Origin of the sequence: Sporosarcina koreensis (assembly GCF_001531445.1) — a bacterium.
In the GTDB taxonomy this organism is placed as follows: domain Bacteria; phylum Bacillota; class Bacilli; order Bacillales_A; family Planococcaceae; genus Sporosarcina; species Sporosarcina koreensis_C.
This window is the reverse complement of the sequence record NZ_LQYA01000176.1, coordinates 1-243: the sequence shown is the minus strand read 5'-3', so window position 1 is coordinate 243 and position 243 is coordinate 1. Positions and strand designations below refer to the sequence as shown.

Annotated in this window: 1 rRNA gene; it reads left to right on the top strand. The window is 56.0% G+C overall.

Annotation, left to right across the window (positions count from 1 at the left end):
• Positions 1–243, top strand: a 23S ribosomal RNA gene (locus AWV70_RS16505); the annotation flags it as partial.

Below are 243 nucleotides of genomic sequence, written 5' to 3'. Positions count from 1 at the left end.
TATAATATGCGTGAAGATGCGCATTACCCGCGACAGGACGGAAAGACCCCGTGGAGCTTTACTGTAGCCTGATATTGAATTCCGGTGCAGCCTGTACAGGATAGGTAGGAGCCTTGGAATCCGGAGCGCCAGCTTCGGAGGAGGCAATGGTGGGATACTACCCTGGCTGTATTGGACTTCTAACCCTTGCCCGTGATCCGGGCAGGAGACAGTGTCAGGTGGGCAGTTTGACTGGGGCGGTCG